Source organism: Microbacterium sp. DMC48, assembly GCF_056313825.1.
The window spans coordinates 345,406-371,073 of record NZ_JBQUZN010000004.1 but is presented as its reverse complement, the minus strand read 5'-3'; the positions used below and the strand labels follow the sequence as shown (position 1 = coordinate 371,073).

Annotated in this window: 24 protein-coding genes and 3 tRNA genes; 12 read left to right on the top strand and 15 right to left on the bottom strand. The window is 68.6% G+C overall.

Going from position 1 to position 25,668, the window contains the following annotated elements:
* Positions 1-50 precede the first annotated feature (50 nt).
* Positions 51-1,553, top strand: a complete 1,503-nt coding sequence (locus ACT53O_RS07050) for an amino acid permease (protein ID WP_112931481.1) — start codon at positions 51-53, stop codon at positions 1,551-1,553.
* Between the two features lie 30 nt (positions 1,554-1,583).
* A tRNA-Val gene (locus ACT53O_RS07045) sits at positions 1,584-1,656 on the top strand.
* Between the two features lies 1 nt (position 1,657).
* Here the strand turns inward: ACT53O_RS07045 and ACT53O_RS07040 are convergent.
* Positions 1,658-2,080 (bottom strand): MarR family winged helix-turn-helix transcriptional regulator, encoded by a 423-nt coding sequence (locus ACT53O_RS07040; RefSeq protein ID WP_294945511.1) that lies wholly within the window; start codon positions 2,078-2,080, stop codon positions 1,658-1,660.
* Positions 2,081-2,131: 51 nt separating this feature from the next.
* Here ACT53O_RS07040 and ACT53O_RS07035 point away from each other — a divergent pair, with 51 nt between their 5' ends.
* The 7 genes from ACT53O_RS07035 to ACT53O_RS07005 all read left to right on the top strand — a co-directional run bounded on the left by ACT53O_RS07035 (position 2,132) and on the right by ACT53O_RS07005 (position 10,689).
* A complete protein-coding gene (locus ACT53O_RS07035) occupies positions 2,132-2,884 on the top strand; it encodes an alpha/beta fold hydrolase (RefSeq protein WP_476151642.1) in 753 nt (250 codons plus the stop codon).
* A gap of 168 nt (positions 2,885-3,052) precedes the next feature.
* The gene (gene aceE, locus ACT53O_RS07030) at positions 3,053-5,782 is read left to right on the top strand and encodes a pyruvate dehydrogenase (acetyl-transferring), homodimeric type (RefSeq protein ID WP_039415924.1); all 2,730 of its coding nucleotides are present in this window, start codon (positions 3,053-3,055) and stop codon (positions 5,780-5,782) included.
* A gap of 8 nt (positions 5,783-5,790) precedes the next feature.
* Complete coding sequence (locus ACT53O_RS07025; protein WP_476151641.1) at positions 5,791-7,014, top strand: PucR family transcriptional regulator; 1,224 nt, start codon at positions 5,791-5,793, stop codon at positions 7,012-7,014.
* Positions 7,015-7,107: 93 nt separating this feature from the next.
* Positions 7,108-8,028: an ACP S-malonyltransferase gene (locus ACT53O_RS07020; RefSeq protein ID WP_476151640.1), complete on the top strand. Its 921-nt coding sequence runs from the start codon at positions 7,108-7,110 to the stop codon at positions 8,026-8,028.
* Positions 8,025-9,041: a beta-ketoacyl-ACP synthase III gene (locus ACT53O_RS07015; RefSeq protein ID WP_036318380.1), complete on the top strand. Its 1,017-nt coding sequence runs from the start codon at positions 8,025-8,027 to the stop codon at positions 9,039-9,041. The genes ACT53O_RS07020 and ACT53O_RS07015 overlap by 4 nt, the downstream gene beginning before the upstream one ends.
* 93 nt (positions 9,042-9,134) lie before the next feature.
* Entirely contained in the window at positions 9,135-9,383 is a 249-nt protein-coding gene (locus tag ACT53O_RS07010; RefSeq protein WP_005049448.1) for an acyl carrier protein, read from the top strand.
* Positions 9,384-9,450: 67 nt separating this feature from the next.
* Complete coding sequence (locus ACT53O_RS07005) at positions 9,451-10,689, top strand: beta-ketoacyl-[acyl-carrier-protein] synthase family protein (RefSeq protein ID WP_036318381.1); 1,239 nt, start codon at positions 9,451-9,453, stop codon at positions 10,687-10,689.
* Between the two features lie 146 nt (positions 10,690-10,835).
* On the opposite strand, the gene ACT53O_RS07000 is transcribed toward ACT53O_RS07005, so the two are convergent.
* From ACT53O_RS07000 to ACT53O_RS06990, 3 genes are all read right to left on the bottom strand, one after another.
* Positions 10,836-11,348 (bottom strand): DUF3145 domain-containing protein, encoded by a 513-nt coding sequence (locus ACT53O_RS07000; RefSeq protein WP_036318382.1) that lies wholly within the window; start codon positions 11,346-11,348, stop codon positions 10,836-10,838.
* Between the two features lie 119 nt (positions 11,349-11,467).
* Positions 11,468-11,544, bottom strand: a tRNA-Ile gene (locus ACT53O_RS06995).
* Between the two features lie 14 nt (positions 11,545-11,558).
* Positions 11,559-12,626: a DMT family transporter gene (locus ACT53O_RS06990; protein WP_039415921.1), complete on the bottom strand. Its 1,068-nt coding sequence runs from the start codon at positions 12,624-12,626 to the stop codon at positions 11,559-11,561.
* A 42-nt stretch (positions 12,627-12,668) separates the two neighbouring features.
* Here ACT53O_RS06990 and def point away from each other — a divergent pair, with 42 nt between their 5' ends.
* Entirely contained in the window at positions 12,669-13,235 is a 567-nt protein-coding gene (gene def, locus ACT53O_RS06985; protein WP_476151639.1) for a peptide deformylase, read from the top strand.
* Between the two features lie 20 nt (positions 13,236-13,255).
* Here the strand turns inward: def and ACT53O_RS06980 are convergent, their stop codons facing one another.
* The 6 genes from ACT53O_RS06980 to dusB form a co-directional block, all read right to left on the bottom strand.
* On the bottom strand, positions 13,256-13,630 hold the full coding sequence (locus ACT53O_RS06980; protein ID WP_036318384.1) for a bleomycin resistance protein: 375 nt from the start codon (positions 13,628-13,630) through the stop codon (positions 13,256-13,258).
* Positions 13,631-13,688: 58 nt separating this feature from the next.
* Positions 13,689-13,761: transfer RNA gene (locus ACT53O_RS06975), tRNA-Asn, on the bottom strand.
* 73 nt (positions 13,762-13,834) lie between these two features.
* Complete coding sequence (locus tag ACT53O_RS06970) at positions 13,835-14,605, bottom strand: ATP-binding cassette domain-containing protein (protein WP_036318385.1); 771 nt, start codon at positions 14,603-14,605, stop codon at positions 13,835-13,837.
* 68 nt (positions 14,606-14,673) lie between these two features.
* Positions 14,674-16,566, bottom strand: coding sequence for a DNA primase (dnaG, locus tag ACT53O_RS06965; protein ID WP_036318386.1), 1,893 nt, complete (start codon positions 16,564-16,566; stop codon positions 14,674-14,676).
* A complete protein-coding gene (locus ACT53O_RS06960) occupies positions 16,566-17,954 on the bottom strand; it encodes a deoxyguanosinetriphosphate triphosphohydrolase (protein ID WP_433721167.1) in 1,389 nt (462 codons plus the stop codon). The genes dnaG and ACT53O_RS06960 overlap by 1 nt, the downstream gene beginning before the upstream one ends.
* A complete protein-coding gene (gene dusB, locus ACT53O_RS06955; protein ID WP_135949810.1) occupies positions 17,944-19,110 on the bottom strand; it encodes a tRNA dihydrouridine synthase DusB in 1,167 nt (388 codons plus the stop codon). The genes ACT53O_RS06960 and dusB overlap by 11 nt, the downstream gene beginning before the upstream one ends.
* 62 nt (positions 19,111-19,172) lie before the next feature.
* Here dusB and ACT53O_RS06950 point away from each other — a divergent pair, with 62 nt between their 5' ends.
* Entirely contained in the window at positions 19,173-19,676 is a 504-nt protein-coding gene (locus ACT53O_RS06950) for a glutathione peroxidase (protein ID WP_036318388.1), read from the top strand.
* Between the two features lie 105 nt (positions 19,677-19,781).
* Here ACT53O_RS06950 and ACT53O_RS06945 read toward each other — a convergent pair whose 3' ends face one another.
* From ACT53O_RS06945 to recO, 3 genes are read right to left on the bottom strand one after another with little or no spacing between them, the layout of a single operon-like run.
* Positions 19,782-20,447, bottom strand: coding sequence for a DsbA family oxidoreductase (locus ACT53O_RS06945; protein ID WP_036318389.1), 666 nt, complete (start codon positions 20,445-20,447; stop codon positions 19,782-19,784).
* Positions 20,448-20,476: 29 nt separating this feature from the next.
* Entirely contained in the window at positions 20,477-21,292 is an 816-nt protein-coding gene (locus tag ACT53O_RS06940; protein WP_039415915.1) for an isoprenyl transferase, read from the bottom strand.
* The gene (recO, locus tag ACT53O_RS06935) at positions 21,289-22,017 is read right to left on the bottom strand and encodes a DNA repair protein RecO (RefSeq protein ID WP_039415914.1); all 729 of its coding nucleotides are present in this window, start codon (positions 22,015-22,017) and stop codon (positions 21,289-21,291) included. The genes ACT53O_RS06940 and recO overlap by 4 nt, the downstream gene beginning before the upstream one ends.
* A 55-nt stretch (positions 22,018-22,072) precedes the next feature.
* On the opposite strand from recO, the gene ACT53O_RS06930 reads away from it, so the two are divergent.
* Positions 22,073-22,759, top strand: a complete 687-nt coding sequence (locus ACT53O_RS06930) for a trimeric intracellular cation channel family protein (RefSeq protein WP_036321079.1) — start codon at positions 22,073-22,075, stop codon at positions 22,757-22,759.
* A gap of 37 nt (positions 22,760-22,796) precedes the next feature.
* On the opposite strand, the gene leuA is transcribed toward ACT53O_RS06930, so the two are convergent.
* Positions 22,797-24,557 (bottom strand): 2-isopropylmalate synthase, encoded by a 1,761-nt coding sequence (gene leuA, locus ACT53O_RS06925; protein ID WP_112931472.1) that lies wholly within the window; start codon positions 24,555-24,557, stop codon positions 22,797-22,799.
* A 162-nt stretch (positions 24,558-24,719) separates the two neighbouring features.
* Positions 24,720-25,667: a quinone oxidoreductase family protein gene (locus tag ACT53O_RS06920; RefSeq protein WP_036315536.1), complete on the bottom strand. Its 948-nt coding sequence runs from the start codon at positions 25,665-25,667 to the stop codon at positions 24,720-24,722.
* Between the last annotated feature and the right edge of the window lies 1 nt (position 25,668).

Here is a 25,668-nt window from a genome sequence, read left to right as displayed (position 1 = left end):
CACCAACCGCGGCGCTGCGAGGGTGCCGTTCGTTCTCGCGGGGAGACGCCATGAGCCTGATGCGCACGAAGTCGATCGAACGCTCCATCGCCGACACCGAAGCGCCGGAGTTCCGGCTCCGCAAGTCGCTGTCAGCCCTCGATCTCACGGTCTTCGGCGTCGGTGTCGTGATCGGCGCCGGCATCTTCACGCTCACCGGTCGCGCCGCCCATGAGGTCGCCGGCCCCGCCGTCGTCGTCAGCTTCGTCATCGCGGCGATCGCGTGCGCCTTGGCGGCGATGTGCTACGCCGAGTTCGCCTCCACGGTGCCCGTCTCGGGATCCGCGTACACGTTCTCCTACGCGTCGCTCGGCGAGCTGTTCGCCTGGATCATCGGGTGGGATCTCATCCTCGAGATGTTCCTCGGTGCGAGCGTCGTGGCTCAGGGCTGGAGCGCTTACCTCGGCGTTCTCCTCGGGCAGCTCGGCATCCCGCTGCCCGCCGTGATCGGCTACGGGGGTGCGGTCGATGTGATGGCGATCGTCCTCGTCGTCGTGCTCGGTGCCCTCATGACACTCGGCATCCGCGAATCGATGCGCGTGAACCTCGTGCTGGTCGGGGTGAAGCTCTTCATCGTGTTGTTCGTGATCGTCGCGGGGATCATGTTCGTCAACCCCGCGAACTACTCGCCGTTCATCCCGGATGCCGCGCCGCGCGAGGCCGCGACGGGCCTCATGCAGCCGCTGCTGCAGTTCATCTCCGGCTCGGCGCCCATGGCGTTCGGCGTCGGCGGCATCTTCGCCGGAGCCGCGCTCGTGTTCTTCGCGTACATCGGGTTCGATGTGGTCGCCACCACGGCGGAGGAGACCAAGAACCCGCAGCGGGACCTTCCCATCGGCATCATCGCGTCTCTTGCGATCTGCACGCTGCTGTACTGCGCGGTGGCGCTCGTCGTGACGGGCATGGTGCGCTTCGACGAGCTCGACCCGGCCGCAGCGCTCGCGAACGCCTTCGCTTTCCATGGGCAGACCTGGATGGCGACGGTGATCTCGGCGGGAGCCGTCGCCGGTCTGACGACCGTCGTGCTCACGTTGCTCATCGGTGCGACCCGCATCATCTTCGCAATGTCGCGCGACGGCCTGCTCCCCCAGCAGCTCGCGAAGGTGCACCCGACGCGGCGCACACCATGGGTCATCTCGATCATCGTCACCGTGGTCGTCGCACTCGTGGCCGGGCTCACCCCCGTCGGAGTCCTCGAGGAGATGGTCAACATCGGAACGCTGTCGGCGTTCGTGCTCGTCTCGGTCGGAGTGGTCGTGCTGCGCCGCACCCGGCCGGATCTGAAGCGAGGCTTCCGCGTGCCCTGGAGCCCCGTTCTGCCGCTTCTGGCCGCGCTGATCTGTCTCTATCTGATGCTCAACCTGACGGTGGAGACGTGGCTGCGATTCCTCGTGTGGCTGGTCATCGGCGTCGTGGTCTACGTCGCCTACTCGCGTGGGCACTCCCGGCTCGGCCGTGACGGCGATCCGTATCTCAATCCCGCGGAGCCGACGGTGGTCGGACGCGACGAGTGAGCATCGCGAACTCGTAGACTGTCGAAGTCAGGGCCTTTAGCTCAGCTGGTAGAGCGCCACGTTTACACCGTGGATGTCGTCGGTTCGATCCCGGCAGGGCCCACTCATGACTCGATGTCGTGGCCGACGAGGTTCTCGAGAATGGCGGCCAGCCTCTCCCGTGCGGCCTCATCGAGCGGAGCGAACAGTGCCTCTCGTACTGCGTCGGCGATGCGATTCCCCTCGGCCAGGGCTGCTCGACCGGCCGCGGTGAGGGTGTGCTCGATGCGCCGACCCCGCCCCGCCGTCCGCTCGATCAACCCACGGCCGAGCAGGCGATTGGCGAGGGTGCCGAAGGCCTGATCGCTCTGGAAAGTGGCTGACGCCAGCGTGTGCCCGGTCGCTCCCGGCATCCGATCGATCGCGCGCAGCGCGTCCCATTGCACGAGCGTCACACCGGCGTCGCGCAGTGCAGCGTCCAGTGCCCGATGGTTGCGATACTGCGCGCGCTTGATCGCCTGCCCCAGCAGTTCGAGATTCGTTGCCACGGTGCTACCGTATCAACATTCGTAGATAAACATATTGATAAGAGAATGATCGTGACACCCAGACATCTCACGCGCACCGCACTCGTTCTGCACGGCGGCGGTGGTCCCGCAACCGTGGCGCCGATCGTCGCCCACCTGGGCACATCGATGCGTGTGATCGCGCCCACACATCCGGGTTGGGACGGGACGGCCCGCACCGACGACATCGCATCGATCGCCGATCTTGCGAAGGTCTACCTCGCACGCCTGCGCGACGACGACGAGCGCGACGTCGTCGTCGTCGGTTCGTCGATCGGCGGGTGGATCGCGCTCGAGATGGGTGTGCAGGCAGCCGGCGACCCACAGGATGGTGGAACGGTCGGCGCGATCATCAGTATCGACGGGACCGGCCTCGTTATCGAGGGCGAGCCGGGCGCAGACTTCTTCGCGCTCGACGCGCGCGGCCTCGCGGAAGCGGCGTGGCACGACCCCGAGCGCGGATACCGAAACCCGGCGACGATGTCGGAAGCGGAGCGTGCCGTGCAGCAGTCCAACCGGCAGGCGATGGCGGCGCTGACCGGCCCCACGATGAGCGACGCGACCCTGCTCGAGCGCGTGGGCGCGATCGAGGTCCCGACCCTGCTCCTGTATGGCGCGAGCGATCGGATCGTCACACCGGCCTACGGTCGCGCAGTCGCGGCGGCGATCGGCGACGCATCGTTCGCAGAGATCCTGGCCGCAGGGCACCTCCCTCACCTCGAGGAACCTGCGGCCACGTGGGCGATCATCGACGCCTTCCTCGCGGCACCGGGGAGTTTGCCGTGACGACTCCGTGCGTGACGCGCACCGCGCAGGGGCCACTCGCTGCCAGCGCGATCCACTCCAGCGAGATGTGACTAGGCTGATCCAGGATGCGTTGTCGACGCTGCACAAAGCCGCGCGTATCAGAAGCCCCGTCCCTGGCATGATCTGCCAGACGAAGAAAGGTGTCTCGTGACGGTCAACGATCAGGATCCGTACTCCCAGGGCCCGCAGGACAGCGACCCCGAAGAGACGCACGAGTGGCAGGAATCGCTCCAGCAGCTCGTCGACAGCAAGGGCGCCGGGCGTGGCCGCGAGATCATGCTCAGCCTGCTCAACAAGTCGCACGAGCTGCAGCTGAACGTTCCCCAGGTGCCGACGACCGACTACATCAACACGATCGCCCCGGAGAACGAGCCCGAGTTCCCGGGTGATGAGGAGCTCGAGCGCCGGTATCGCCGGTGGATCCGCTGGAACGCTGCACTGACCGTGCATCGCGCGCAGCGTCCGGGCATCGGCGTCGGAGGTCACATCTCCACCTACGCGTCGTCCGCCTCGCTGTACGAAGTCGGCTTCAACCACTTCTTCCGTGGTCTCGACGACCCCAACGGTGGAGACCAGATCTTCATCCAGGGTCACGCCTCCCCCGGCATCTACGCCCGTTCGTTCCTCGAGGGACGGCTGTCGGCCGATCAGCTCGACGGCTTCCGGCAGGAGAAGTCGAAGGCACCGGACGGCATCCCCTCCTACCCGCACCCGCGTCTCATGCCGGAGTACTGGCAGTTCCCGACCGTGTCGATGGGCCTCGGCCCCATCAACGCCATCTACCAGGCGATGACCAACAAGTACCTGACCAACCGAGGGATCAAGGACCTCTCCAACTCCCGCGTCTGGGCGTTCCTCGGCGATGGAGAGATGGACGAGGTCGAGAGCCGCGGACAGCTCCAGGTTGCCGCCAACGAGGGCCTGGACAATCTCACGTTCGTCGTGAACTGCAACCTGCAGCGCCTCGACGGCCCCGTGCGCGGCAACGGCAAGATCATCCAGGAACTCGAAGCGTTCTTCCGCGGTGCGGGCTGGAACGTCATCAAGGTCGTCTGGGGCCGCGGCTGGGACGAGCTGCTGCAGGTCGACACCGATGGCGCCCTCGTGCGCCTGATGAACACCACCCCGGACGGTGACTTCCAGACGTATCGCGCCGAGGACGGAAAGTTCATCCGCGACCACTTCTTCGGTCGCGACGAGCGCACCGCAGCCATGGTCAAGGACTGGTCCGACGAGGACATCTGGGGAAAGCTCCGCCGCGGCGGTCTGGACTACCAGAAGCTCTACGCTGCCTACAAGGCGGCGACCGAGCACAAGGGTCAGCCGACGGTCATCCTCGCCAAGACGATCAAGGGTTACGGCCTGGGTCATCACTTCGAGGGGCGCAACGCGACGCACCAGATGAAGAAGATGACGCTCGACGACCTCAAGCACTTCCGCGACTCGATGCGCATCCCCGTCTCCGACGCTCAGCTGGAGGAGAACCCGTACGCGCCGCCGTACTTCCACCCCGGTATGGAAGACGAGACGATCCAGTACATGGTGGAGAAGCGTCGCGCCCTCGGCGGGTTCCTCCCGGAGCGCCGTACCCACCACGTTCCGATCAGCCTCCCCGACGACAGTGCGTACGCGCTGCCGAAGAAGGGATCCGGAACGCAGGAGGTCGCGACCACCATGGCGTTCGTCCGCCTGCTGAAGGACCTCCTGCGCTCGAAGGACTTCGGCAACCGCATCGTGCCGATCATCCCCGACGAGGCGCGCACGTTCGGTCTGGACGCCTTCTTCCCGACCGCCAAGATCTACAACCCGAACGGCCAGAACTACACGTCGGTCGACCGGGAACTGCTGCTCGCCTACAAGGAGAGCCCGCAGGGACAGATCATGCACGTCGGCATCAACGAGGCCGGCGCGGTGGCGGCGTTCACCGGCACGGGAACCTCGTACGCGACGCATGGTGAGCCGCTGATCCCGGTCTACATCTTCTACTCGATGTTCGGCTTCCAGCGCACCGGCGACGCGCAGTGGGCCGCCGCCGACCAGATGGCGCGTGGTTTCATCATGGGTGCCACCGCGGGCCGCACGACGCTGACCGGTGAGGGACTCCAGCACGCCGACGGCCACTCCCACCTGCTGGCCTCGACGAACCCGGCCACCGTGTCGTACGACCCCGCGTACGGGTACGAGATCGCCCACATCGTCCGCTCCGGCCTGGAGCGGATGTACGGCGGCAACCACCCCGATCCGAACGTCATGTACTACATCACGCTCTACAACGAGCCGCTGGTGCAGCCCGCCGAGCCCGAGGGCGTCGACGTCGAGGGCATCGTCCGCGGCATCCACCGCATCTCGGAGGGGGCCGGTGACGGACATCGCGTGCAGCTGCTCGCGTCCGGTGTGGGTGTGCCGTGGGTGCTCGAGGCCCAGCAGCTGCTGCGCGAGGACTGGGGTGTGGCCGCCGATGTGTGGTCGGTCACGAGCTGGACGGAGTTGCGCCGCGACGGACTCGCCGCCGACGAGCACAACTTCCTGAACCCGCTGGCCGAGCCGCGCACCGCGTACCTCACCGAGAAGCTTCGCGACACCGCGGGCCCCGTCCTGGGCGTCAGCGACTACATGCACGCGGTGCAGGACCAGATCCGCGAGTGGGTTCCCCGTCGCTACGTCACCCTCGGCGCGGACGGCTTCGGCTTCTCCGACACCCGGGCCGCGGCGCGTCGGTTCTTCAAGATCGACGGACCGTCCATCGTCGTCCGTGCCCTGCAGGCGCTGGCCGACGAAGGGCTCGTCGACCGGTCGCTGTCGGCACAGGCGATCGAGAAGTACCGCCTGCACGATGTGACCGCCGGAACGAGCGGAAACGCCGGCGGCGAAAGCTGATCGATTCGATGCCCGCCCGCCCCACCCCTCAGGAGAAGGCGGAGACACTCGCGTGGCTCCGCCGGGTCTCCGGAGACCTGGCCACGGCGACCATCAAGCGGCTCGAAGAGTCTCTGCCCTGGTACGCCGACATGCCTCCGGCCCGTCGCTCGGCGGTGGGCCTGGTGGCGCAGGCGGGCATCGCGTCGTTCATCCAGTGGTACGAGGATCCCGGCTCGACGCCGTGGATCGCTGCCGACATTTTCGCCGCTGCTCCCCGTGAGCTGCTGCGCAGTGTCAGCCTGACGCAGACTCTCCAGCTGATCCGCGTCACCGTCGCCGTCACGGAGGAACGCGTCGCGGGAAAGGCGGAGGATCTCCGCGAGAGCATCCTGCTGTTCTCCCGCGAGGTCGCCTTCGCCTCCGCGGACGTGTACGCGCGGGCGGCGGAGGCGCGCGGGCTGTGGGATGCGCGCCTGGAAGCGCTGGTCGTCGACTCCATCCTCACCGGCGAAGCAGACGAGGAGCTGCCCAGCCGCATCGCCGCCCTCGGCTGGCACGGCCACGGCGAAGTCGCGGTTCTCGTCGGCACGACTCCGCCGCAACTGGACGTCGATCATCTGCGCCGAGTGGCACGCAAGCTGGGTGTCGATGTCCTCATCGGCGTGCAGGGATCTCGTCTCGTGCTCGTGATCGGCCGCGCCGTGCTGCCCGGGCGTGAGCCCGTCGCCGAAGAGCTGCCGTTCACGGAGATCGCCCTCCGTCTGGAGCCGGGCTTCGGGCCGGGGCATCTCGTGCTGGGGTCGACGGTGCCCGCGCTCGTGGATGCCGGGCTCAGCGCCCGTGCCGCGTTGGCGGGCTTCGCCGTCGCCGGTGCCTGGCGCCACGCGCCGCGCCCCGTCGAAGCCGACGACCTGCTGCCCGAGCGTGCCCTCGCCGGCGACGCCATGGCGAAGGCGACGCTCGTCGAGCGGATCTACCGTCCTCTGCAGGCGCACTCGGCCGATCTGGTCGCGACCCTGTGGAGCTATCTCGACAATGGCCGCTCCCTCGAGGCGACCGCCCGCGAGCTGTTCGTCCATCCCAACACCGTGCGCTACCGACTCAAGCGGGTCTCCGATGTCATCGGCTGGGATGCGACCGGCCCGCGTGAGGCCCTCATCCTGCAGACGGCGCTCATCATCGGATCGATCGGCACGGAGGCGACGCGACGGCGCGGAAGCGCAGCGCGACGGTCCGCGCGCGCGGACTGAGCCTCGTGCCGTTGTCGCTCTGACACAAAGCATCTCGCGTTTGTTGTGACGTCGTCGCCAGCGCGGCGGCGAAGAACTTGGAAGGATAGGCACGTGATCATCACCGTCTTCCCCGGTCAGGGGTCGCAGACCCCCGGGTTCCTGACACCGTGGCTCGAACTCGCGGGATCCCGCGAGCGTCTCGAACGCTATGCAGAAGCGGCGCAGGTGGACCTCGTGTCCGCCGGCACCGAGTGGGACGCCGACCGCATTCGTGACACGGCGGTCGCGCAACCCTTGATCGTCGCGGCGAGCCTGCTGTCGTACGCCGCTCTCCAGGATGCCGCGGGCCTCTCGCCTGCCGGCGTCGCCGGACATTCGGTCGGTGAGGTGGCGGCCCTCGTCGCCGCGGGCGTCCTCAGCGACGACGACGGCATGCGTCTGGTCGGGCTTCGCGGACGGGCCATGGCCGATGCCGCCGCGCAGGAGCAGACGGGCATGAGCGCGATCCTCGGCGGCGACCGCGACGCCGTGCTCGCTCTGCTCGACGAGTTGGAGCTCACCGCGGCCAACCACAACGGCGCCGGACAGATCGTCGCCGCAGGCGCGCTGGACGCCCTCTCGGAGCTTGCGGCCCACCCCGCCGCCGGCAGCCGCGTCATCCCCTTGCAGGTGGCCGGCGCCTTTCACACGTCTTACATGGCGTCGGCCGTCGACACCCTGCGCGCCGCGGCCGCCGAGGTCTCGGCATCCGACCCCCGTCTCACGCTCTGGACCAACCGCGACGGCGCCCGGGTGGACGGCGGCCGCGAGGCGCTCGACCTACTCGTCGCGCAGGTCTCCTCCCCCGTCCGCTGGGATCTGTGCATGGAATCGTTCGCGGATGCGGGGGTCGCCGGCATCATCGAGCTCGCGCCGGCCGGAACGCTGACGGGCCTTGCGAAGCGCGCCCTCCGCGGCGTGCCCACCGTGGCCGTGAAGACACCCGACGACCTCGCGGCTGCGGCCGCCCTGCTGACAGGAGGCGACGCGTGACCGACGCGCCCACCCGACCGACCCTCGTCCAGGCGACGGGACCGGCACACACCCGCATCTACGCCTACGGCGCTGCCCGTGGCGAGAACGCCGTGCCCAACGACGACCTCGTGGGCCCCATCGACTCCAGCGATGAGTGGATCCGCCAGCGTACCGGCATCATCACGCGTGTGCGCGCGAATGCCGCAACGACGGCGATCGAACTCGCTGCCGACGCCGCGGCCGAGGCCATCGCCGGCGCCGGTATCGACCCGTCGCTGGTGGACGCCGTGATCGTCGCGACGATCTCGAACCCGAAGCAGACTCCCTCGGTGTCGGCGATCGTCGCCGATCGCATCGGCGCCAACCCCGCGGCCGCGTACGACCTGAACGCCGCCTGCGCGGGCTTCGCGTACGGCGTCGCCCAGGCGGATGCCCTCATCCGGGCCGGCGCCGCGCACTACGCCGTCGTCGTGGGCGCAGAGAAGCTCAGCGACGTCGTCGACCCCACGGACCGCTCGATCTCGTTCCTGCTCGGTGACGGCGCCGGCGCCGTGGTCGTCGGACCGAGCGACTTTCCGGGCATCGGTCCCACCGTCTGGGGATCGGACGGCTCGAAGGCCGATGCGGTCGGGATGAACCACACGCTCACCGAGTTCCGCGACGGCACGGCACCCTGGCCGACGCTGCGTCAGGAGGGTCCGACGGTCTTCCGCTGGGCCGTGTGGGAGATGGTCAAGGTCGCCCGCCAGGCGCTGGAAGAGGCCGGTGTGCAGCCCTCCGACCTCGCTGCCTTCGTGCCCCACCAGGCGAACATGCGCATCATCGACGAGTTCGCCAAGCAGCTGAAGCTCCCCGACACGGTCGTGATCGGCCGCGACATCGAGACCACCGGCAACACGTCGGCGGCATCCATCCCCCTCGCCACCCACCGCCTGCTCTCCGAGCACCCGGAACTGTCCGGCGGGCTGGCGCTGCAGATCGGATTCGGCGCCGGATTGGTCTTCGGCGCGCAGGTCGTCGTCCTTCCCTGACGGCCCGAGATACCCGGTCGCGACAGCCGTCGCACCTAGACTGAACGTCGGCCCCGCAGGGCCGGTGAAACCCCGATAAACAAGGAGAATCCCATGGCATTCAGCAACGACGAGGTCCTCGCAGGGCTCGCCGAGCTCATCACGGACGAGACCGGCATCTCGGCGGACGAGGTCGCGCTGGAGAAGTCGTTCACCGACGACCTCGACATCGACTCGATCTCGATGATGACGATCGTCGTCAACGCCGAGGAGAAGTTCGGCGTCACGATCCCCGACGAAGAGGTCAAGAACCTCAAGACCGTCGGCGACGCCGTCACCTTCATCACCACCAACCAGGCCTGACCTCAGGCCTCGCCACCTGCACCCCGGTGGGGGCCGTCGTGCCCCCACCGGAGCATCCGAGGAGACCATGAGCATTCCCCGAATCGTCGTCACCGGCATCGGCGCATCGAGCCCCATCGGGGGCACCGCGCCGGAGAGCTGGGCCGCGCTGCTGGGTGGCGCCTCCGGCGCTCGCACCCTCGAATACGACTGGGTCGAGCAGTACAACCTGCCCGTCACCTTCGCGGCGCAGGCCGCCGTGCGCCCGGACACCGTGCTCGAGCGCCCGATCGCCAAGCGTCTCGACCCGTCCTCGCAGTTCGCGCTCGTCGCCGCGATGGAGGCGTGGGCGGATGCCGGGAGCCCGGAGGTGGACCCGGAACGGTTGGGGGTCGATTTCGCGACCGGCATCGGGGGTCTCTGGACTCTCCTGGATGCGTGGGACACGCTTCGCGAGAAGGGCCCGCGTCGGGTGCTGCCGATGACCGTTCCGATGCTCATGCCCAATGCGGCGGCGGGCAACCTGTCGCTGCATTTCGGTGCCCGCGCGTATGCGCGGACGGTCGCCAGCGCCTGTGCGTCCAGCACGGAGTCGATCGTCAACGCCATCGAGCACCTGCGTGACGGCCTCGCCGACGTGGTGATCGCGGGAGGCACCGAGTCGGTGATCCACCCCGTCACGATCGCCTCGTTCTCGTCGATGCAGGCGCTCTCCAAGCGCAACGACTCCCCCGAGACGGCGTCGCGTCCGGGCAGCATCGACCGCGACGGATTCGTCATGGGCGAGGGTGCCGGCGTGCTGATCCTCGAGACGGAGGAGCACGCCAAGGCCCGCGGCGCGAAGATCTACGCGGTCGTCGTGGGCGGAGGGGTCACGGCGGACTCGTACCACATCACGGCGAACGATCCCGAGGGCACGGGCGCCGCGCGCGCCGTCAACATGGCTCTGGCCATGGCCGATGCCTCCCCCGACGACGTGACCCACGTCAACGCCCACGCGACCTCGACGCCGGTCGGCGACCCGAACGAGTACGTCGCGCTGAAGAGTGTGTTCGGTGACCGCATCGACGAAATCCCGGTGTCGGCGACGAAGGCCTCGACCGGTCATCTGCTCGGTGGTACCGGCGCGCTCGAGGCGATCTTCACGATCCTGGCCATCCGCGACCGGGTGGCCCCTCCGACGATCAACATCACGGAGCAGGATCCCGCAGTCCCGTTCCGTCTGTCGGGCGCGCCGACGCCGCTGGGCGACGGTCCGCAGCTCGCGATCAGCAACTCGTTCGGCTTCGGCGGCCACAACGCCGTCGCCGCCTTCGCTTCGGTCTGAGCATTCGCGCGTGAAGACGCCCCCGCATCCGTGAGGATGGCGGGGGCGTCTTTCGTGTCAGACGGGGATGAGCGGTCTCGGTCTCCGGGAAGCCGTCCGAAGCCGGTACTGGCGCCTCCACCCGTCTGAGGTCGGTGGCGGGTCTCTCAGCCCACCTTGTGCAGCCAGACGACCGGTGCGTCGTCGCTGGCGTGACGGAACGGCTCGAGCTCCTCGTCCCAGGTCGACCCGAGCGCGACCTGGAGCTCGCGCTGCAAGTCGTACGGGTCGCCGGCGGCGATCTCCATCGCGTAGCGGATGCGATCCTCACCGATCACGACGTTGCCCGCGGTGTCGGTCTGCGCATAGTGGATGCCGAGATCCGGAGTGTGCATCCACCGCCCGCCGTCCGAGCGCGGCGTGGGGTCTTCGCTCACCTCGAACCGCAGATGCTCCCATCCGCGGATCGCGGTCGCCAGGGCCGCGCCGGTGCCGGCGGGACCCTCCCAATAGAACTCAGCGCGGCGACTGCCCGTGAGAACGGGTTGGTCCGCCCACTCGAAGCTCACCGCGCGCCCGAGGGCGCGACCGACAGCCCACTCCAAGTGGGGGCACAGCGCACGTGGCGCGGAGTGGATGTAGATCACTCCGCGCGCCTGTGGGGTCGACGTGGTCGCCATCGCGATTCTCCGTTTCTTCAGGTACGTCTTCCCCTACGACCTGAGTGTCGGATGCGTGGCGCCTATGTGGTTGTGGGCCCATTATGGCCGATAACGACGCGGAATCACAACCGTGTCATTGGTAGGGCGGGTGGGACTTGAACCCACGATCGTCGGGTTATGAGCCCGCTGCCTTGACCAGCTTGGCCACCGCCCCCTGTCCCCGGAAGTCTAGCGGGGGCGCGGGTCGTCCCGATCGCGCACGGGTGGCTCGGGCCACACCTTCGCCACGGCATCCGTGAGGCGCTGCGATCCGGGCGAGACCTGTTCGCCGCTCCCGCGTGTGATGGGGATCTCCTGGCTGTCGCTGATCACCTGCGGGTGGTGGCGAGCCAGTTGGAAGACGCCGGTGACGGCCAGCGCGCCGGCGACGACGAAGCCGCCGTAGGCCCAGAGGGGGGCGCCGTCGGCTTCGCGCAGTACGGCCAGGCCGATCACGATGGCGACGATCGGATCGATGACGGTGAGACCGGCGATGACGAGGTCGGGCGGGCCGGACGCGTAGGCAGTCTGCACGAAGTAGGCGCCGATCGCAGTACCGGTGAGCAGGGCGACGATGCACACGATCGTGAGCCACTCGAAGTCGCCGGTGCGGATCCGGCTGAGCACGACCTTCGCCAGCGTGGCGACGAAGCCGTACATGATGCCGGCGGCGACGATGTAGAACAGTGCTCCCATGCGGGTGCGCAGCCACAGCCAGAGTGCAGTCAGGACGATGGCGACACCGGCGAGGATCAGCAGCACGGTGATCAGCTGTCCGTCGCTGATCGGGGTCTCGGTGGCGTACAGGGCGGCGATCGTGACGAACACGAAGATGCCGGCGACGCAGAGGCCGATGGCGGTCAGGGAGCGCTTCGTGGGCTTGAGGCCGCTGATTCGCGCGTTCAGCAGCGTCGTGATGACCAACGAGACGGCGCCGAGCGGCTGCACCAGGATGAGGGGGGCGAACGACAGGGCGGACAGCTGGCAGACGATCGCCAGCCCCAGCATCACGGTGCCGGCCACCCACGACGGCCGGCGCAGCAGGTTCCAGATCTGGCCGCCGGTGAGACCGGTGCCCCCGGCGGTCGCCGTGAGACGTTCGACCTTCTGCACCCCGCGGTGCTGATACTGCGCGCCGAAGGACATGAAGACGGCGCCGAGCAGGGCGAGCGGAATGCCGATGAGGATGCCGGGGTCCGCGAAGACGCCGACGAGCTTGTCGGTCACATCTCCGAGGTCGTTGAGGGCGGCATGCACCCCTCGACACTAACGGCCAGGTGCGCTCGATAGGCTCAGGACGTGGCTGTTCTTCCGATTCGCATCATGGGCGATCCCGTCCTGCACTCCCCCGCCGATCCTGTCTCCGAGATCACCGACGAGATCCGCGAGCTCGTCGCGGACATGTTCGAGACGATGGATGCCGCGCCCGGTGTCGGCCTCGCCGCCCCGCAGGTGGGCGTGGGTCTGCGCATCTACACCTACAGCTACCAAGACGATGACGGGCAGCCTTGGCGCGGTGTGATCCTCAACCCGGAGCTGTGGATGCGGCCTCCCGTACCCGGCGCGCCGGACCCGGACGACGAGTCCGAGGGGTGCCTGTCGTTCCCCGGTGAGCGCTTCGCCCTGCGCCGCTCGGATGAAGTCCTGGTCACCGGTATCGACCTGGACGGCGAGGCCGTACGCATCCAGGTGGACGGCTGGCGTGCGCGCATCATGCAGCACGAGTTCGACCACCTCGACGGCATCCTCTACGTGGACCGTCTGGACGACGGCGATTGGAGGACCGTCCAGAAGATCGCGCGCAAGCGCGGTTGGGGTCGCGCCGGCGCGTCCTGGACGCCGGGAGTCGACGATCTGGAGGGGTGAGCGAGCCCGGTCGGGTATCGCTAGGCGTCGGGTGCGCCGTTTTCGATCAGGGTGAGCTGGGTTCCGTCTGCGTCGACGAGGAATCCGGCTCGCTGTCCCCAGGACTGCGTCTGAACGGGTCGCAGCCGCGGAAGGCCCGCGTCGTGCTCGGGGACGCCGGATCGCTTGATGTCCTCGTACAGCTCGTCCACGTCGTCGACGCGGACGCTGCACATGAAGGAGCTCGCTTCGGGCACCAGGTCGTCGAATCGGAAGAACTCGAGCACCAGCTCGCCCCGACGAAGGATCAGCCACGCGTCGTCACGGTAGCTCGGAGTGAATCCGAAACCCCCGTAGAAGCGGACCGTGCCGCCGAAATCACGCGATGGCAGGTTCGGGACAGCACGGTCTGGCATGTCCGAAGCCTAGCGGTGGAAACGAAAACGGCCCCAGAGTGGAGTCTGGGGCCGTTCGCTCCCCGGCTTGGACTCGAACCAAGAACCTGCCGGTTAACAGCCGGCTGCTCTGCCAATTGAGCTACCGAGGATCAATCACCCGCGAGCGGGCAACCCGTCCATATTAGCAAACGTCGGGGTGTGCTCGTGACACGATACGCGTCTTCACGACACGAGGCGGGCACCGCCGTCCGGAGTCCAGAGCAGATCCGCGATGCCATGCCCGTAGGCGACGGGCAGACCTGCTCGGAGCACCAGCACATCGGCATCGAGCTCTCGCACGGCTTCGGCGTCGTTGGTCACCATGAGAATCGCCATGCCGTTCTCGTCGCGCCGGCGCAGCAGCGCGTCGCGCGCGGCATGTCTCACCTCGACGTCGAGGTTCGCGTACGGATCGTCGCCGATGAAGACCTTCGGGCCGAGCACGAGGGCGCGAGCGATCGCGACACGCTGGCGCATCCCCGAACTCAGCTCATAGGGATACCGGGTGGCTGCGCCGAGCGGGAGTTCGAACTCGTCCAGCAACCCCGCGACGCGGACGGCCAGCGCGCGCTGATTGACACGTCGATCTCGGCTCGTGATCGGCTCGCCGATGACGTCTCCGACGGTCAGTCGAGCCGGAAGGCCGGCTCCCGCGCGCTGCGGGACATACCCGGTGTAGTACGCGCGCACACGCGCAGCGCGCCCCCTGCGCCGAACGGCCGTGCCATCGACCCAGGCGTCGCCTCCCACCACCGACAGCGAGTCGTCGCTCGTGCCAGCGAGCAGTGTCGCGAGGGTCGATTTGCCCGATCCGGTCGTGCCCATGACCGCCAGCGCGCGGCCCGGGTCGACCCGGAAACTGACGCCTTCGACGACGCGCACTCCCGCGCGCGCAATCGAGAGGTCGTCGCAACGAAGCGCGGCAGGATTGTCGGTGGGGGCACGACGCGGCATGCGCTCATCCTGCCCGCTCTGACCCGTGGGCGCCACCGTGCGACCGGGCGTGCGACCGCGCCACGGGGTCAGAGCGACGCCTCGGTGAGAGCGCGCCGGCGCGCGTCCAGCTCGCGCAGCGCCAGACGGACCGCCCGCCCTTGTTCCGAATCGGCGGGAAGCCGCTGGATCGTGCCGAGCAACTCGTTCTTCTCCCGGTCGACCGCGCGCACCCGCAGCTTGCGCGCGAGCCCGCGTGTGTAGGCCGCGGCCTCCGCCTCCGTCAATGCAGGGAAATCGGCCGTCAGCAACTCCACCGCCAGCGACCGGTAGGGCTCGCGCACCGACTCCACCGCCCTCGACGCCCAGCCGATGCGTTTGCGGTCTCCCTGCGCGACGAGGGACTGGCGCACCGCGTCGAGAGCGGGGATCTGCATGGGTAGCGCGAGCGCGGCATCCACCTCCTCGCCGTCGACGAGGTGACCGTACTGCAGCACTCCCATGAGGGCGTCACGCTCCAGTGTTGCATCGGCGGTGCGCGGCAGCGTTCGCAGACTCATCCGGAGTGCGGGCTCGCCGACCGACGGCGTGGGAGCGGGGCCGTCGACCCCGGCCGTTGCGCTCACGGTCGACGAGGAGCGCGGGATGTCGCCCTCGCGGCGCACGCTCTCGCGAGCGGCGCGGTCGACCTCGCGCCGCACATCCTCGGTGTCCATCCCGAGGCGGCGGGCCAGCACGCGGGTGTACTCCGGCTGCAGCAGCGGGTCGCGCAGCTCACCCACGACCGGTGCGGCGGCTCGCAGGGCCCCGACGCGGCCCTCGACGCTCGCGAGATCGAACCCCGAGAGGCGCTGATCGATGACGAACTCGAACATCGGAACCTTCGTGTCGAGCATCGCACGCACCGCCGCGTCGCCGCGCTCGAGTCGCAGATCGCAGGGATCCAGTCCCTGCGGGCCGGTCGCCACATAGGTCTGCGCGTTGAAGCGCTTCGCGTCGGCGAAGGCGCGCAGGGCCGCTTTCTGCCCCGCGGCATCGGGGTCGAACGTGAACACGACGTCGCCGGCGGCGCTGTCATCGCCCATGACCCGTCGCAGGACCGTGATGTGGTCGGAGCCGAACGCCGTCCCGCAGGTGGCCACCGCCGTCGTGACGCCCGCCAGATGGCAGGCCATCACGTCGGTGTATCCCTCGACGACGACGACGCGGTGCGAACGTGAGACATCCTTCTTCGCGAGGTCCAGGCCGTAGAGCACCTGCGCCTTCTTGTAGATCGTGGTCTCGGGCGTGTTGAGGTATTTCGGACCCTGGTCGTCGTCGTAGAGACGGCGCGCCCCGAAACCGATCGTCTGGCCGGTCAGATCGCGAATCGGCCACACGACACGGCCACGGAAGCGGTCGTACACGCCGCGCTGGCCTTGGGAGACGAGCCCCGCGGCCGACAGCTCCTCGTCCGTGAAGCCCTGGCTGTGCAGCGCGTCGCGAAGGTTGTTCCAACCCTTCGGCGCGTAGCCGACACCGAAGTGGGCCGCGGCTCCTGCGTCGAAGCCGCGTTCACCGAGAAAGCGGCGGCCGGCGTCGGCCTCCGGAGACGACAGCTGCGTGCGGAACCACTCCGCAGCGGCCGAGTTGGCCTGATAGAGACGCGTGCGGCCGCTGGTCTCCGGCGCCGCGCCGCCGTCTTCGTAGTGGAGCGTATAGCCGATGCGCGCGGCCAGGCGTTCGACCGCCTCGGTGAAGGACAGGTGGTCCATGGCGCGCAGGAAGGAGTAGACATCGCCCGACTCGCCGCACCCGAAGCAGTGGTAGTAGCCGACCTGCGGGCGCACGTGGAAGCTCGGGCTTCGTTCGTCGTGGAAGGGGCACAGGCCCTTCAGCGACCCGACGCCGGCTGACTTGAGGGCGACCCGCTCGCCGACGATGTCACCGATGTTGGTGCGGGCCTTGACCTCGTCGACGTCGGATTGCCGGATCCGTGCCATCAGTGACCCTCCGCCGGCCACAGCCCGGCGAGCGGCTCGGGAAGAGCGAAACCGCTGGGGGCGATCGTGCGGTCGTCGCCGGAGCGCAGGCCGAGCTCGCGCAGATCGACCGGGCCGATCAGTCGGGCATGCCACTCGATGGCGAAGCGATCGGTGAGGCTCGCGACCTGGTCGACGACCACGCGCTTGCGGGCGGCATCGGTGGATGCCGCGGCGAAGTCCTCCGCGTGCAGCCGGTCGAGGTGCTCGGGACGCTCCCACAGTGCGGTGGCGAGGCGCTTGAGCACGCGACGCTGTTCCTTGTACAGCCCGCGGCGACCGTCGATCGTGACCACGAAGGCGCCGATGATGCCCTTGAGCACGGCCATCTCGGCCTCGATCACCCGCGGCACGATGACGCGGCCGCGGTAGCGCGTGAGCACCGGCACCGAGTAGTGCTCGCGCGTCGCCGTCGTGGCTGCGCGCGCGAAGCGGCCGATGAGATCGGACGTGAGATTCTTCAGGCCGGCCAGTGCGGCGCGAGAGCCGTCGAATCCGGTGAGCCACTCCGGCATGCGTGTGAGCCGGTACAGCGCGTCCGCCAGCTCGTCGCGGGTGAAGCCGAAGCCCACCCACGCCTGGATCGCCGTCAGCAGAGCGTCATGCTCGCGCGCGTCGGCGAGGCGCGCCGGGTCGAGGTAGCCGTTGAGCACCGCGTCCTCGAAATCGTGCACGGAGTACGCGATGTCGTCGGAGAGGTCCATGACCTCTGCTTCGATGCAGCGCACGCGACCGGGCGCGCCGATGCGCATCCAGCGGAAGACATCCTCGTCCTCGGGGTAGACGCCGAACTTCTCTCGTCCACCGGGGTCGGGAACACCGTGCTCGACCGTCCACGGGTACTTGCACGTCGCGTCGAGGCTCGCGCGGGTCAGGTTGAGCCCCACGCTGCGCCCCCCGGCATCCAGCACCTTCGGCTCGAGACGCGAGAGGATCCGCAGCGTCTGTGCGTTGCCCTCGAACCCTCCGATGTCCTCGGCCCAGTCGTTCAGGGCGCGCTCTCCGTTGTGGCCGAAGGGCGGATGGCCGATGTCGTGGCTGAGGCAGGCCGTGTCGACCACGTCGGGTGACAGCTCCAGGGCGATCGCCAGCTCGCGGCCCACCTGAGCGACTTCGAGGGAGTGCGTCAGTCGGTTTCGTGCGAAGTCCGCAGGGCTCGCGGGGCTGAGCACCTGGGTCTTCGAGGCGAGGCGGCGCAGGGCCGCCGAGTGGAGCACTCGAGCGCGATCGCGGGCGAACCCGTCTCTCTGGGATCGATGATGTTCGGGGACGAAACGGTCGGCGTCGTGGTCGTCGTAGCCAGCGGGTCGGCCCGAGGCGATGCCGACGCTGCTGCCGTCAGCCGCCACTGGTGTCGACCTCCGCGTCAGCCAGCGCGCGCGCGGCGTCGCCGCTCATATCGCGGCTGAGCAGCCACCCGTCGGGCAGTGCCGGGCGCTTGGGCGTGCCGGCACGACCGCGCTGGCCCTCGGCGGCGGCGCCCGGGTAGGGGGCGTCGAGATCCAGCGTCGCGAGCAGATCGTCGATCTCGGTGAGGCTCGACACGGTCGCCAGCTGTGCGCGCGTCTCGCCCCCGACGGGGTAGCCCTTGAAGTACCAGGCGACGTGCTTGCGGATGTCGCGGCATCCGCGACCCTCGTCCTCGAAGAACTCGACGAGCAGCTCGGCATGACGGCGGAACGCGGCCGCGACGAAGCCCAGGGTCGCGTCGACGGGGGCGCCGTTGGCGGCATCCGGGCCGCCGAGGGCTCGCGCGAGGTCACCGAACAGCCACGGTCGACCGAGGCACCCACGGCCGACCACGACACCGTCGCACCCGGTCTCGGTCATCATGCGTGCCGCATCCTCCGCTGACCAGATGTCGCCGTTGCCGAGAACGGGGATGCTCGTCACCGCCTGCTTCAGAGCGCTGATCGCCGACCAGTCGGCCTGGCCGGAATAGAACTCCGCGGCCGTGCGCGCGTGGAGGGCCACCGCGGCGACGCCCGCATCCTCCGCGATGCGGCCGGCGTCGAGGAACGTGAGGTGGTCGGAGTCGATTCCCTTGCGCATCTTGACGGTGAGCGGCACGTCGCCGGCGGCGCGTGCGGCGCGCGTGACGATCTCGCGGAACAGGCCGAGCTTCCACGGCAGTGCCGCTCCCCCGCCCTTGCGCGTGACCTTGGGCACGGGACAGCCGAAGTTGAGGTCGATGTGATCGGCGCGGTCCTCGTCGACGAGAAGTCGGACGGCCGCTTCGGTGGTCGCCGGGTCGACGCCGTAGAGCTGGATCGAGCGCGGAGTCTCCGACTCGTGGTGCGTGATCAAACGCATCGTGGTCGCGTTGCGCTCGACCAGGGCGCGAGTGGTGATCATCTCCGAGACGTAGAGTCCCGCGCCGTACTCGCGGCAGAGCCGACGGAAGGCGGTGTTGGTGATACCGGCCATCGGCGCGAGCACCACGGGTGCGTCGAGCGCGATGGGGCCGATGCGCAGCGCGGCGCCGGCTGAGACGGAGAGGGACATCCTGTCCATTCTCCCAGACTCACGCGGCCGGTGCGCCGGTCTGCGCCTCTATCGTGGACAACATGGCCGACACACAGACAGCGCAGCTTCGCGACATCCCCTACACCGACGCGACCGGCGCAGAGCACACCCTCTCCGAGTTCGGCGATCGCGCCGTTCTCATCGTCAACGTCGCATCCAAGTGCGGTCTGACGCCGCAGTACGAGCAGCTCGAAGAGCTGCAGCGCACCTATGGCGACCGGGGTCTGCAGGTCATCGGCTTCCCCTGCAACCAGTTCATGGGTCAGGAGCCGGGCTCCATGGAGGAGATCCTGGAGTACTGCGCCGTCACGTGGGGCGTCAGCTTCCCCATCATGGACAAGGTGCGGGTGAACGGCTCGCACGCCGCTCCCCTCTACAAGGCGCTGAAGAAGGCGAAGAACGTGGAGGGGGCGAAGGGCCCGGTCATGTGGAACTTCGAGAAATTCCTGGTCACGCCGACCGGCGAGGTGCACCGTTTCCGTCCGCAGACCAAGCCCGACGCGCCCGAGGTGATCGCGGCGATCGAGGCCAGCCTCCCCGCCTGAGCCCTGCTGCGGCCCGTTTCGACTCGCTGCGCTCGCTCAACGACCGGAGAGGTTCGTTGCCGGTCGTTGAGCGAGGAGCGTAGCGACGAGTCGAAACGCGACGTCTCAGGCGTCCTGCTTCTCCGCCCACACCTGTCGGGTGATCTGTGCGAACGCGTCGGCCGGCTGCGCGCCGCTCACGCCGTACTTGCCGTCGATCACGAAGAACGGCACCCCCTGGATGCCGTAAGCCTGCGCCTGTGCCTGATCGGCGCGCACATCGGCCAGATGTCGGCCCGATTCGAGTGCGTCACGCACGTCCGAGGCATCCAGGCCGACCTCCACGGCGAGGTCGACGAGGTCGTCGACGCGTCCGACGTGCTTGCCCTCGGTGAAGTATGCGGACATGAGGCGCTCGGCCATCTCGTACTGACGCCCCTGCGCCTTCGCGAAGTGCAGCAGTTCGTGCGCCTTCACGGTGTTGGTGTGCTGCAGCAGATCGAAGCGGTACTCGAGCCCGGAGTTCGCGGCGACGCCGGTCACCTGGTCGAGCATCTCGCGCACGCGCTCTCGCGGCATTCCCTTGTGTCCGGCAAGGAAGTCGACCTCGTCGCCCTCGAAGTCGACGGGAGTGTCGGGAGAGAGCTCGAAGGAGTGGAAGGTCACGTCGACCTGCGGGGCGTCGGTGTCGGCCGCCGTCTGAGCGAGGCCGGCCTCGAGATTGCGCTTGCCGATGTAGCACCACGGGCAGGCGATGTCACTCCACACGTCGATGGTGATCTTGTCTGTCATGTCGGGTGCAACTCTCCGCGGGCGTCGGTCTATTCCGCTGCGTCAGCGGTGGGGGCATCGATCGCGCCACCGAATCGGCGGCTGCGACCCAGATACAGCTCGATCGCGCCCCACAGATCCGTCCGCGAGAAGTCTGGCCACAGCGTGTCGAGGAACACCATCTCGGCGTAGGCCGACTCCCACAGCAGGAAGTTCGAGGTGCGTTGCTCGCCGCTGGAGCGCAGGAAGAGGTCGACGTCGGGCATGTCCGGAACGTACAGGTGCGTGCGCAGCGTCTTCTCCGTGATCGCCGAGGGCTTCAGCCGGCCCGCGGCGATCTGTTCGCCCATCGCGCGCATCGCGTCGATGAGCTCGAGCCGACCGCCGTAGTTGATGCACATCGTCAGCGTGAGCGTGTCGTTGCCGGCGGTGAGCTGCTCGGCATACTGCAGCTCCTTGATGACCGATCCCCACAGGCGCGGCTTGCGGCCCGCCCAGCGGATGCGCACGCCCCATTCGTTCAACTGATCACGGCGGCGGTGCAGCACGTCGCGGTTGTAGCCCATCAGGAAGCGCACCTCTTCCGGTGAGCGGGCCCAGTTCTCGGTCGAGAAGGCGTAGACGCTGAGGTGTTTCACTCCGGCCTGGATCGCGCCGGCCACGACGTCGAGGAGCACCTCCTCGCCCGCCCGGTGTCCTTCGATTCGTGTCAGTCCCCGGCGGTTGGCCCACCGTCCGTTGCCGTCCATCACGATCGCAACGTGGTTCGGCACACCGCCCTTCGGAAAACGCGGCGGATGGATGCCGGTCCAATCGAGGGGGCGGTACGGCACGGCATCGCGATGCGTGTAGGGCTTGGGGCTCAACGGGTGCTCTCCACATGGGACAGGGAACGGATGCCGCGCTCGAGATGCCACTGCGCGTAGGCGGCGACGAGGCCGGATGCCGAGGCGGTGGCGGCGTGGGTCGCGGCATCCACGACATCCCATTCTCCCGCGACGAGGGCGCGCAGCAGCGCACCCGTCTCCGGACGAAGGCGCGCCGAGCCGGCCGGAGCGCAGTCGCCGCAGACGACGCCGCCGAGCTGCGCGACGAACCAATCGTGCGGGCCGGCCGCGCCGCATCGCGCGCAATCGAAGAGGGCGGGAGCCCAGCCCGACAGCGACATCGCGCGCAGCAGGTACGAGTCGAGTACGGAACGCGACTCCCGTCCGCCCTGCGCGAGGGTGCGCAATCCTCCCACGAGCAGCAGGTACTGCTGGGGGGTGGCTTCGGCTTCGTTCAGCCGGTCGGCGGTCTCGACCATGGCGTGCGCAGCCGTGTAACGGTCGTAGTCCGCCACGATCGCGGCCCCGTACGAGCCGAGCGACTCGGCCTGCTGCACGATGTCGAGCGAGCGCCCCTGGTAGAGCTGGACGTCGGCGACCATGAACGGCTCGAGGCGGGCCCCGAACTTCGACGACGTGCGGCGCACACCCTTTGCGACAGCGCGTACCTTGCCGTGGCGACGGCTGAGCATGGTCACGATGCGGTCCGCTTCACCCAGCTTGTGGGTGCGCAGGACCACGACCTCGTCGCGGTAGGTGGGCACCCCTCGATTATCCCCGCCGGTGCCGACATCGGGCGGCATTGGAGACAATGGTCAGGTGACGGAGCAGCTGTTCGTGATCCCCCTCTGGGCCGACCTCCTCGCCGTGGGACTCGGCGGTGTACAGGGCGCCCTGTTCTCGTCGGGCTTCGTCGGACAGCGCCGACTCGACCTGCTCGGCGTCGTCATCGTCGGCACCGTGATGGGCATGGGTGGCGGCATCATCCGCGACCTCCTGCTCAACGTCGAACCCGCGACGCTGAAGAGCAACTGGTACCTGATCACGGCCGTCGGCGCGGCTCTGGTCGGCATGCTGCTGGCCAACATCTTCGAGCGCCTCAACGCGGTGATCGTGGCCCTTGACGCCGTGGTGATCGGCCTGTTCGGTGCCTTCGGCACCTCCAAGGCGCTGGCGCTCGGCCTTCCCCCCGTCCCGGCGGTCTTCGTCGGGGTCTGCGCCGCGGTGGGCGGCGGCATTCTTCGCGACGTGATCATGGGCCTGCCGGTGGCGATCATGCACGTCGGATCGCTGTACGCCGTCGCGGCCGCGGTCGGCTGCGCGTTGCTCGCGTTCGCACACGCCGTCGGTGCGCCGCTGGTGGCCGCGGCGATCGCCTCGGTCGTGGTCACGACCGTGATCCGACTGCTCGCGGTCATCTTCGACATCTCGCTGCCCGAACAGCGCGCGCTGTACCGGCGCAAAGTCGCGGTGGAGACCAGCGCGATCCCGATCATCCGGCCCTGAGGCGTTTCGACGCGCTGCGACGAGTCGAAACGCGGCGTCAGACGGCGGCGAGCGAGCCGGAGCGCTCGCGCGTACGGATGGCGCGGTTCACGCAGGAGACGATCGCCTTCAGCGACGCGGTCGAGATGTCACCGTCGATGCCGACGCCCCACAAGCGCTCGCCATCCACCTGCAGCTCGACGTACGACGCGGCCTGCGCGTCGCCCCCGGCGCTGAGCGTGTGCTCGACGTAGTCGTAGAGCGTGATGTCGAAGCCCTGCGCACGCACGACTTCCAGGAAAGCCGATACGGGGCCGTTGCCGACGCCGCGTGTCGCAACGGTCTCCTCGCCGTCGCGGAGGGTGACCTCGAGCGAAACCTCGCCCGACATGTCGCTCTGCGTCCGCGTGGACAGCAACTCGAACCGCCCCCACTTCTCGTCCGCCTCACGCGCAGGCAGATACTCATCCGTGAAGATCGCCCAGATCTGGTCGCTGGAGACTTCGCCGCCTTCGGCATCCGTCTTGGCCTGCACCACACCGGAGAACTCGATCTGGAGCTTGCGAGGCAGATCCAGCGCGTGGTCCGTCTTCAACAGGTAGGCGACGCCGCCCTTGCCGGACTGCGAGTTGACGCGGATCACGGCCTCGTAGGAGCGACCGAGATCCTTCGGGTCGATCGGCAGGTACGGCACCGCCCACTCGATGTCGTCGACGGTGACCCCGGATGCCGCGGCCCGCGCCTCCATGGCCTCGAACCCCTTCTTGATCGCGTCCTGGTGCGAGCCGCTGAATGCGGTGAAGACGAGGTCGCCGGCCCAGGGGCTGCGCTCGGGGACGGGCAGCTGATTGCAGTACTCGGCCGTGCGCTTGACCTGGTCGATGTCGCTGAAGTCGATCTGCGGGTCGATGCCCTGCGTCAGCATGTTGATGCCCAACGCGACGAGATCGACGTTGCCGGTGCGCTCCCCGTTTCCGAACAGGCAGCCCTCGATGCGGTCTGCTCCGGCCATGTAGCCGAGCTCGGCGGCGGCGATGGCCGTCCCGCGGTCGTTGTGGGGGTGCAGCGAGATGATGACGTTCTCGCGGTGCGCGAGGTGACGGCCCATCCATTCGATCGAGTCGGCATAGACGTTGGGCGTGGCCATCTCGACCGTTGCCGGCAGGTTGATGATGACCTTGCGCTCAGGAGTGGGCTCGAAGATCTCGATCACCTGGTTGCAGATGTCGACGGCGAACTCCAGCTCGGTGCCGGTGTAGGACTCGGGCGAGTACTCGTAGTACACGGCGGTCTCGGGGATGCGCTTCTCGAACTCACGGCACAGCCGTGCCCCGTTCAGAGCGATGTCGATGATGCCCTGCTTGTCGCTGCGGAAGACGACCTCGCGCTGTAGGACGCTCGTCGAGTTGTAGAGGTGCACGATCGCCTGCTTCGCTCCGGCGATCGCCTCGTAGGTGCGCTCGATCAGGTGCTCACGCGCCTGCGTCAGCACCTGGATGGTCACGTCGTCGGGGATCAGGTTCTCTTCGATCAGCTGACGGACGAAGTCGAAGTCGGTCTGGCTCGCGGAGGGGAAGCCGACCTCGATCTCCTTGTAGCCCATGCCCACGAGCAGCTCGAACATGATGCGCTTGCGCTCGGGGCTCATCGGGTCGATGAGGGCCTGATTGCCGTCGCGCAGGTCGACGGCGCACCAGCGCGGAGCCGTCGTGATGCGGGCATCGGGCCAGGTGCGGTCGGGCAGGTCGACGCGGATCTGCTCGTGGAACGGGCGGTACTTGTGGATCGGCATGCCGGAAGGCTGCTGCATGTTCTTCATGGGGTTCGCTTCTCTTCGTCAGATGGTGCGGGCCGAGTGTCAGACGATGACAAGCTCCGCGACGAGGAGGGCCCTAGAACGAGGTCTCGTCGCGGCGGCTAAGAAGGAGGCCGAACGCGCGCATGGGGACAGCGTACACCTGTCCGTCGAACTCGACGAAACTCACGGGACCAGTGCCAGGGCTCCCCCGGCGTGTCCCTCGGCCAACAGGGCGAGCGCCGCAGGCGCATCGGTGAGGGGGAACGTACGTGCCACCGGGACGGCCAAAGTGCCGGCGTTCGCGGCCGCGATCAGGCCTGCCCGCGCCGCGTCGCGGAAGCGCGCGCTGTCGGGCAGTGCCCCGGCGATCCAGTGGAATCCGTCGGCTTTCGCCCGCGACGGCGACACGATCGTCACGATCCGAGCACGGTCGGCGACCAGCGCGAGCGACACGTCGATGGCCTCATCCGTCCCGACAGCATCCAGCGCCGCGACGATGGGGACATCACCGGCGATCGCGACCGCCCGCTCGAAGAGCCCCGGTCCGTAGGCGACGGGCTCGCCGCCGAAGCGCCGCACGCGCTCGAACGAGCTTTCGGCCGCCGTGCCGATGACATGGATGCCGCGCAGCGCCGCCAACTGCAGCACGGCGACGCCCACGGCACCCGACGCGCCGTGCAGGAGGATCGTCTCTCCCGGCTTCGCCGCGACGACGTGCAGCATCTCCGCGGCGGTCGTGCCGGTCAGCAGCAGATTCGCGGCCTCCGGATGGCTGAGCGGCTCGGGCTTGTGGAACACCTTCGCGGCATCCACCGTCATCTCCGTCGCATAGCCGCCCTGCACGCGGAAGGCGACGACCTCGTCACCTTTGGCCGCGGGTCCCGACCCGATCTCGGTATCGAGACCGATCGCGGTGATCTCGCCCGACACCTCGTACCCGATCGGCACAGGCCAGGACTGCCCGTTCTCGGCGGCGACGTGCTTGGCGTCGGCGGGGTTCATGCCCGCCGCGCGCACGCGGATCGTCACCTCTCCGGGGGCCGGGGCGGGAACCTCGACCTCGGCGAGTTCCCACGTCTCGGGCCCACCGGCCCGTACCGCCCGCCACTGCCGTGCCGTCGTGTGCGTCATG

Coding starts and splice junctions, on each gene's coding strand:
- dusB (WP_135949810.1), bottom strand. CDS start 19,110: ATGTCCCTCTCCGTCTCAGCCGGCGCCGCGCTGCGCATCGGCCCCATC.
- ACT53O_RS06920 (WP_036315536.1), bottom strand. CDS start 25,667: ATGACGCACACGACGGCACGGCAGTGGCGGGCGGTACGGGCCGGTGGG.
- ACT53O_RS07025 (WP_476151641.1), top strand. CDS start 5,791: ATGCCCGCCCGCCCCACCCCTCAGGAGAAGGCGGAGACACTCGCGTGG.
- ACT53O_RS07000 (WP_036318382.1), bottom strand. CDS start 11,348: ATGGCGACCACGTCGACCCCACAGGCGCGCGGAGTGATCTACATCCAC.
- ACT53O_RS07050 (WP_112931481.1), top strand. CDS start 51: ATGAGCCTGATGCGCACGAAGTCGATCGAACGCTCCATCGCCGACACC.
- ACT53O_RS07010 (WP_005049448.1), top strand. CDS start 9,135: ATGGCATTCAGCAACGACGAGGTCCTCGCAGGGCTCGCCGAGCTCATC.
- leuA (WP_112931472.1), bottom strand. CDS start 24,557: ATGAAGAACATGCAGCAGCCTTCCGGCATGCCGATCCACAAGTACCGC.
- dnaG (WP_036318386.1), bottom strand. CDS start 16,566: ATGGCACGGATCCGGCAATCCGACGTCGACGAGGTCAAGGCCCGCACC.
- ACT53O_RS07005 (WP_036318381.1), top strand. CDS start 9,451: ATGAGCATTCCCCGAATCGTCGTCACCGGCATCGGCGCATCGAGCCCC.
- ACT53O_RS06950 (WP_036318388.1), top strand. CDS start 19,173: ATGGCCGACACACAGACAGCGCAGCTTCGCGACATCCCCTACACCGAC.
- ACT53O_RS06970 (WP_036318385.1), bottom strand. CDS start 14,605: ATGCCGCGTCGTGCCCCCACCGACAATCCTGCCGCGCTTCGTTGCGAC.
- ACT53O_RS06945 (WP_036318389.1), bottom strand. CDS start 20,447: ATGACAGACAAGATCACCATCGACGTGTGGAGTGACATCGCCTGCCCG.
- ACT53O_RS06980 (WP_036318384.1), bottom strand. CDS start 13,630: ATGCCAGACCGTGCTGTCCCGAACCTGCCATCGCGTGATTTCGGCGGC.